Below are 6,845 nucleotides of genomic sequence, written 5' to 3'. Positions count from 1 at the left end.
GGTCCCGGCAGCCGGCGCGCGGCACTCACGTCAGCTCAGGCCGCCGAAGAGGGTCGTCACCGACCCGTCGTCGAAGACCTCCCGGATCGCCCGGGCCAGCAGCGGCGCGATCGACAGCACCGTGATCTTGTCGAGCTGCTTCTCCGGCGGCAGCGGCAGCGTGTTCGTCACCACGACCTCGGTGATCGGGCTGTTCTTCAACCGCTCGACCGCCGGGTCCGACAACAGCGCGTGGGTCGACGCCACCACGATCTCCGCCGCACCCGACTCCCGCAGGATGTCGGCGGCCTTGGTGATCGTCCCGCCGGTGTCGATCATGTCGTCGACGATCAGGCACACCCGACCCTCGACCTCACCGACCACCCGGTTCGCCACCACCTGATTCGGCTTCAACGGGTCCCGCGTCTTGTGGATGAACGCCAGCGGGCAGCCGCCCAGCCGGTCGGTCCACCGCTCCGCCACCCGCACCCGGCCCGAGTCCGGCGCCACCACCGTCATCGGCCGACCGGCGAACTTGCGCTCCACGTACTCGGCAAGGATGTCCATCGCGAACAGGTGGTCGACCGGGCCGTCGAAGAAGCCCTGGATCTGCGCGGTGTGCAGGTCCACCGTGAGGATGCGGTTCGCCCCCGCCGTCTTCAGCAGGTCCGCCACCAGCCGCGCCGAGATCGGCTCCCGGCCGCGGTGCTTCTTGTCCTGCCGGGAGTACGGGTAGAACGGCAGGACCACGGTGATCCGCTTGGCCGATCCACGCTTCAGCGCGTCGACCATGATCAGAGTCTCCATGACCCAGGTGTTGACCCCGTGCGTCACGGACTGCACCACGAAGGCGTCCGAACCGCGTACCGAGTCCTTGAAGCGCACGAAGATCTCACCGTTGGCGAACTCGTACGCGTCGGCGGGCGTCGGCGCGATGCCGAGGACCTCACCGATCTCCCTGGCCAGCTCCGGGAAACCACGTCCGGAGAAGAGCATCAGGCTCTTGCGGTTTTCGGCGACGATGCTGCCCATGGGCCCGTCTGCTCCCGTTGGTCGGTGTGCCCGGCTGCGGTGTGGGGCCGGAGACTTCGGTTTGCAGTATCTCCCCCGCCTGACGGCTCCCGAACCGCCTCGGCGCCCTCGTGGATTGCCTCACCTTCCCTTGCGCCCACTATGCCCCAGGCGCATCCTCCGTCGCAGCCCGCCGGGCCCGCTCCGCCGCCTCCGCCGACACCGTGCCGGCCCGCCTCCGGGCCACCCACCCCTCGATGCTGCGCTGCGGCGCCCGGGTCACCGCGAGCGCCCCCGCCGGCACGTTCTGGCTGATCGCGCTGCCCGCCGCGACGTACGCGCCCGGGCCCACCTCCACCGGGGCGATCAGGCTGGTGTCGCAGCCGATGAAGGCCGCCTCGCCGACCGTCGTGCGGTGCTTGTTCACCCCGTCGTAGTTCACGAAGATCGTCGCCGCGCCGATGTTGGCCTTCGCCCCGATCGTCGCGTCACCCACGTACGACAGGTGCGGCACCTTCGCGCCCGCGCCGACCTCGGAGTTCTTCACCTCGACGAACGTGCCGACCTTGGCCTTCTCGGCCAGCCGCGCCGCCGGCCGCAGGTACGCGTAGGGCCCGACGCTGGCCCCCGCGCCGACCTCGGCTTCGACGGCGTGGCTGCGCAACACCGTCGCCCCCGGGCCGACCACGGTGTCGATCAGCGTCACGTCCGGGCCGACCACCGCCTCCGCGCCGACCACGGTCCGGCCGCGTAGCTGCGTGTTCTGGTCGATGACCGCGTCCCGGTCCACCGCGACCGTCACGTCGATCCAGGTCGTCGCCGGGTCCAGGATGCTGACCCCGGTGCGCATCCAGGCCTCGTTGACCCGGTCGCGCAGCAGCCGGCGCAGCGCCGCCAGCTCGACCCGGTCGTTGCAGCCCAGCGTCTCGACGTGGTCGGTGGCCACCTGCACTCCGACCGGCTCACCAACCGAGACCAGCAGGGCGAAGACGTCCGTCAGGTACTCCTCGCCCTGGTCGTTGTCGGTGGAGAGCTTGCCCAGCGCGTCCCGCAGTCGCGTCGCGTCGAACGCGTAGCTGCCGGCGTTGATCTCCTGCAGCGCCCGCTGCTCGGCGGTGGCGTCGCGCTCCTCGACGATCTGCCGCAGCCGGCCCGCCTCGTCCCGGACGATCCGGCCGAGCCCGGTGGGGTCGGGCACCTCGGCGGCGAGCACGGTCGCCGCCGCCCCGGCTGCCTCGTGCGCGTCGACCAGCGCGGCGACCGTCTCGGGGCGCAGCAGCGGCACGTCCCCGTTGATCACCACCACGGTCCCCACGGCGTCGGCGACGGCGTCGAGCGCGATCCGGACCGCGTGGCCGGTGCCGCGCTGCTCCGCCTGGAGCACCGGGACGGCCTCCGGGGCGACCTCGGCCAGGTGCGCCCGGACCTGGTCCGCGCCGTGGCCGACCACGACGACTGTCCGGTCGGCCCGGAGGGGCCCGGTGGCGGTGAGCACGTGACCGAGCAGGGTCCGGCCGAGCAGGGGATGCAGCACCTTGGGCAGCGCCGACTTCATCCGCTTGCCCTCCCCGGCGGCGAGCACGACGACGGTGCGGAGGTGGGGCTGGGACACGACGTGGCTCCCGTCGGGACGGCGACAGTCTCGCGGCCATGCTAACCACGCGAGGACGGCGATACAGCGGAAGCTCCCGGGAGAGGATTCGAACCCCTATAATCAGGACCAAAACCTGACGTCCTGCCATTAGACGACCCGGGACGGCCTAAAACGGACAAACCAATCGGTTGGCCGGACCACTACACCTTAGCGCCCCACAGCCTCCACGCCAGCGCCCATTCCCGCCATGATCCCTTCGATCTTCCAGTAGAGCCGCCGCGATCTGGGCACCTCGACCGTCAGGCAGCCGCGATAGCCGTCGCCGGTGTTGTGCCGGACAAGGTAGGGCAACGGGGCCGGCTGCGGTAAACGGGTCGGTCGGGCCGGCCACCGCCTGGCAGGATGACCGGATGACCGACGACGGCGGCGCGACCAACGACGGCGGCAGCATTCCACGACAGGGCGTCACCGCGCGCCGGCGAGGTGACGGCATGGCAGATGGTCCGGTCAGCGGGGGCGGAGCGGGTGGGCGGCGACGCGTGGTGCCGGCGGCGGTGGGCAAGCCGCCGTCGCGGGTGCGGATGTCGGCGGCCCAGCGGCGCGAGCAGCTGATCTCGATCGGCCGGCAACTGTTCGCCGAGCGCGGCTTCGACGCCACCTCGATCGAGGAGGTGGCGGCCCGGGCCAAGGTCTCCAAGCCGGTGATCTACGAGCACTTCGGCGGCAAGGAGGGGCTCTACGCGGTGGTGGTGGACCGGGAGGTCCGGGCCCTGCTGGACCGGATCACCACGGCGCTGACCGCCGGCCACCCCCGGGAGTTGCTGGAGCAGGCCGCGATGGCCCTGCTGGGCTACATCGAGGAGGAGACCAGCGGGTTCCGGGTGCTGGTCCGGGAGTCGCCGGTGATGTCTGCGACGGGCAACTTCAGCAGTGTGATGAACGACGTCGCGCACCAGGTCGAGCACATCCTCGGTGCCGAATTCAAGACCCGGGGGTACGACCCGAAGCTGGCCGAGCTCTACTCGCAGGCGCTGGTGGGCATGGTGGCACTGACGGGGCGTTGGTGGCTGGAGGTGCGCAAGCCGCGCAAGGAGACGGTGGCCGCGCACCTGGTCAACCTGGCCTGGAACGGGTTGTCGCATCTGGACGCGAAACCGACGCTGATCACGTCCCGGGGTCGCTGACGGAGCGGGCGGCGGGTCAGCGGCTGCCGGCCCCGGGGACGGGGTCGCGGCGGCGCCGATCCTCGGCCTCGGCGTGCTCGGCAGGGCCCACCTTGTCGTAGAGTCCGGTGGCGAGCAGCACCAGCCCGAACAGCAGCGACACGATGACGGTGGACATCGAGAAGTTGAGGAAGTTCGCCGGGGTCTGCAGGACGGCCATCATCAGGGTGCCGGTGACGAGGAAGACCCCGCCGGCGGTGAGGTTCATGTAGTGGCCGAGGTTGCTGCGCCGGGACGCCCCGACCAGCAGCACGATGCCGAAGACCACCGAGACGAGCGAGAACGCCAGGTTGGTGCGGAGCCCGAGGGCCCAGTGGCTACCCCGGTCGAACAGCCCCTCGCCCCAGGTCTCGGCCACGCCCCACACGCCGAAGAGCAGGATGTAGAGCCCGACGAGCCCGACGAGGACCCGGTAGAGCGGCCGGGCCGGGTGGTTGACCGGAAAGTGTGCCATGACCCCTCCGTCCGATTGTTGCCAGTCGGAAGGATTGTCACCCCGCCGGCCGTCGGACGCGGGTCGAACCGCCGCAGCGGGGGCCGGCGCGTGCCGACCCCCGCTGCGTTGCGGGATCTACAGGACGAGCCGGGCCTTCTGCCAGGCCTCCTTCTCCTCGTCCGTGCCGACCTTGCCGTACATGCCGGCCATCAGCAGGACCATGGAGAGGGTCAGCACCACGACGTCGGTGGTGATGGTGAAGTTGAAGATGTTGGCGTCGGTCTGGAGGAAGGCCAACTCGGCGAGGCCGAGGACCATGAGTGCGTACGCCAGCCACTGGTTGATCGCGACGTCGAGGTTGCGGCCGATCACGGTGCCGGCGAGGATCGCGATGCCGAGCACGATGCTGAGCAGCGAGAAGCCGAGGTTCGTCCCCTGGCCGAGCACCTTGGTGTCATCCTGGGCGAGGAAATCGTCGCCGGCGCTGGCGACGAGGCCGAGCACCCCGAAGGCCAGGAAGTACAGACCAACGAGCCCGCCGATCGCCCGGTAGATCGGCCGCGCGGGATGGTTGACGGGGGTGTGGGACATGTCTGAGTCTCCAAGACCGTGCGGGTGAGGGGTCGCCTGCGATTGTCCCGCACGACGGGCTGTGACGCCGCACACCCCCCACCCGGCTGCCCTGGTCAGCTGCCGGGCACCTGCTCGGCGAGGGCCAGCCAGTTCTCCTCCACCTGTTCCCGTTCGGCCCGGACGTCCTTGAGCTGGGCGTCCAGCTCGGCGACCTTGGCGTAGTCGGTGGCGTTGGCGGCGAGCTGGTCGAGGAGGGTGGCCTCCCGCTGATCCAGCTTGGTGATCTGGCGTTCGAGGCGGGTGAGTTCCTTCTTGGCCTGTCGCGCCTCGGCGGCGGACATGCCGCTCGCGGCGGCGGCCGGCGTGCCGTCGGCGGGGGCCCCGGCGGGGGCGGCCGGGGCGGCGGGCGGCCGGTCGGCGGCCCGGGCCAGGTACTCGTCGACGCCGCCAGGCAGGTGCACGAGCCGGCCGTCGCCGAACATCCCGTACGCGGCGTCGGTGACCCGTTCGATGAGGTACCGGTCGTGGCTGGCCACGATGATCGTGCCGGGCCAGGAGTCGAGCAGGTCCTCCAGCGCGGCGAGGGTGTCGGTGTCCAGATCGTTGGTGGGCTCGTCGAAGAGCAGCACGTTGGGCTCGGCGGCGAGCAACCGGAGCATCTGGAGGCGGCGGCGTTCCCCGCCGGAGAGGTCGCCGACGGGCGTCCAGAGCCGGCGGTCGTCGAAGCCGAAGACCTCGGCGAGCTGGGCGGCGGAGACCTCCCGGTCGCCGAGCTGGACCCGGCGGGCGACCTCCTCGACGGCTTCGAGGACGCGCAGGTGGCCGGGGAGCTCGGCCAGTTCCTGGGAGAGGAACGCCGGCTTGACCGTGGAGCCGGTGTGGAACCGGCCGCCGTCGGGGCAGGTGATGCCGGCGAGCATCCGCAGCAGGGTGGTCTTGCCGGCGCCGTTGCGGCCGAGGACGGCGATCCGGTCGCCGGGACCGACCTGCCAGGTGGTGTCGTGCAGGATCTCCTTGGGGCCGGCGTGCAGCCGGACGTGCTCCAGGTCGTACACCTGCTTGCCGAGCCGGGCGGTGGCGAGCCGTTGCAGCGACATGGTGTCGCGCGGCGGCGGCACGTCGTCGATGAGCGCGTTGGCGGCGTCGATGCGGAACTTCGGCTTGGAGGTGCGGGCGGGCGGCCCGCGGCGCAGCCAGGCGATCTCTTTGCGCAGGAGGTTCTGCCGGCGGGCCTCGGTGGCCGCGGCGACCCGTTCCCGCTCGGCGCGGGCCAGGGTCCACGCGGCGTAGCCGCCCTCGTACGCCCGGACGGTCTGGTCGGCGACCTCCCAGGTGGTGGTGCAGACGGCGTCGAGGAACCACCGGTCGTGGGTGACCACGACGAGGGCGCCCCGGCGGCCGACGAGGTGCTTCGCGAGCCAGTCGACGCCGCCGACGTCGAGGTGGTTGGTGGGCTCGTCGAGGATGAGCAGGTCGGACTCGCGGACCAGCAGCGCGGCCAGCGCCACGCGGCGGCGCTCGCCGCCGGACATCGGGCCGACGGGCTGGTCGAGGCCGAGGTGGGGCATGCCGAGGCCGTCGAGGATGGCCCGGACGCCGGCGTCACCGGCCCACTCGTGCTCGGCGCCCATGCTCTGGCCGAGCCAGGCGGTGCCGAGCACCACGTCCCGGACGGTGGCCTCGGGGGTGAGGGTGAGCGCCTGCGGCAGCCAGAGGACGCGCAGGTCGCGGCGGTGGGTGACCCGACCGTCGTCGGGATCCTCCTGCTTGGTGAGCAGCCGCAGCAGGGTCGACTTGCCGGCGCCGTTGAGGCCGACCACGCCGATCCGGTCGGCGTCGTCGAGGCCGAGCGAGACGTCGGTGAGCAGCGGCCCGGCGGCGCCGTACCCCTTGGACACCCGGTCCAGGTTGACGATGTTGGCCACTACCTCACCTTCCATGATCAAGGCGTCCCGGTGCCGGCGGGCACCTGGGGACGCCTGGCTTCCCAGGGTACGCGGACGCGCCCGACCCGCCCCGGGGGCGGGTC

General features: G+C 71.7%; 5 protein-coding genes, 1 tRNA gene and 1 pseudogene. 1 reads left to right on the top strand and 6 read right to left on the bottom strand.

Features of this window, described 5'->3' with window-relative positions:
* Positions 1–30 precede the first annotated feature (30 nt).
* The 3 genes and pseudogenes from ACFT41_RS31860 to ACFT41_RS31850 all read right to left on the bottom strand — a co-directional run bounded on the left by ACFT41_RS31860 (position 31) and on the right by ACFT41_RS31850 (position 2,746).
* Positions 31–1,011: a ribose-phosphate diphosphokinase gene (locus ACFT41_RS31860; protein WP_377614101.1), complete on the bottom strand. Its 981-nt coding sequence runs from the start codon at positions 1,009–1,011 to the stop codon at positions 31–33.
* Positions 1,012–1,073: 62 nt separating this feature from the next.
* Positions 1,074–2,545, bottom strand: a pseudogene (gene glmU, locus ACFT41_RS31855) (bifunctional UDP-N-acetylglucosamine diphosphorylase/glucosamine-1-phosphate N-acetyltransferase GlmU); the annotation flags it as partial.
* Positions 2,546–2,675: 130 nt separating this feature from the next.
* Positions 2,676–2,746: transfer RNA gene (locus ACFT41_RS31850), tRNA-Gln, on the bottom strand.
* A gap of 329 nt (positions 2,747–3,075) precedes the next feature.
* Here ACFT41_RS31850 and ACFT41_RS31845 point away from each other — a divergent pair.
* Positions 3,076–3,768, top strand: a complete 693-nt coding sequence (locus ACFT41_RS31845) for a TetR family transcriptional regulator (RefSeq protein WP_377590174.1) — start codon at positions 3,076–3,078, stop codon at positions 3,766–3,768.
* Positions 3,769–3,784: 16 nt separating this feature from the next.
* Here ACFT41_RS31845 and ACFT41_RS31840 read toward each other — a convergent pair whose 3' ends face one another.
* The 3 genes from ACFT41_RS31840 to ACFT41_RS31830 all read right to left on the bottom strand — a co-directional run bounded on the left by ACFT41_RS31840 (position 3,785) and on the right by ACFT41_RS31830 (position 6,741).
* Positions 3,785–4,261: a DUF4383 domain-containing protein gene (locus tag ACFT41_RS31840; protein ID WP_377590170.1), complete on the bottom strand. Its 477-nt coding sequence runs from the start codon at positions 4,259–4,261 to the stop codon at positions 3,785–3,787.
* 117 nt (positions 4,262–4,378) lie between these two features.
* Positions 4,379–4,834, bottom strand: coding sequence for a DUF4383 domain-containing protein (locus ACFT41_RS31835; RefSeq protein WP_377590172.1), 456 nt, complete (start codon positions 4,832–4,834; stop codon positions 4,379–4,381).
* Between the two features lie 95 nt (positions 4,835–4,929).
* Positions 4,930–6,741: an ABC-F family ATP-binding cassette domain-containing protein gene (locus ACFT41_RS31830; protein ID WP_377590175.1), complete on the bottom strand. Its 1,812-nt coding sequence runs from the start codon at positions 6,739–6,741 to the stop codon at positions 4,930–4,932.
* Positions 6,742–6,845: the final 104 nt, after the last annotated feature.

The sequence above is a fragment of the Micromonospora sp. NPDC057141 genome (assembly GCF_042670805.1).
Taxonomy (GTDB): domain Bacteria; phylum Actinomycetota; class Actinomycetes; order Mycobacteriales; family Micromonosporaceae; genus Micromonospora.
The sequence above is the reverse complement of the archived record's forward strand: the minus strand, read 5'-3'. Positions and strand labels throughout refer to the sequence as shown.

Coding starts and splice junctions, on each gene's coding strand:
- ACFT41_RS31840 (WP_377590170.1), bottom strand. CDS start 4,261: ATGGCACACTTTCCGGTCAACCACCCGGCCCGGCCGCTCTACCGGGTC.
- ACFT41_RS31845 (WP_377590174.1), top strand. CDS start 3,076: ATGGCAGATGGTCCGGTCAGCGGGGGCGGAGCGGGTGGGCGGCGACGC.
- ACFT41_RS31860 (WP_377614101.1), bottom strand. CDS start 1,011: ATGGGCAGCATCGTCGCCGAAAACCGCAAGAGCCTGATGCTCTTCTCC.
- ACFT41_RS31835 (WP_377590172.1), bottom strand. CDS start 4,834: ATGTCCCACACCCCCGTCAACCATCCCGCGCGGCCGATCTACCGGGCG.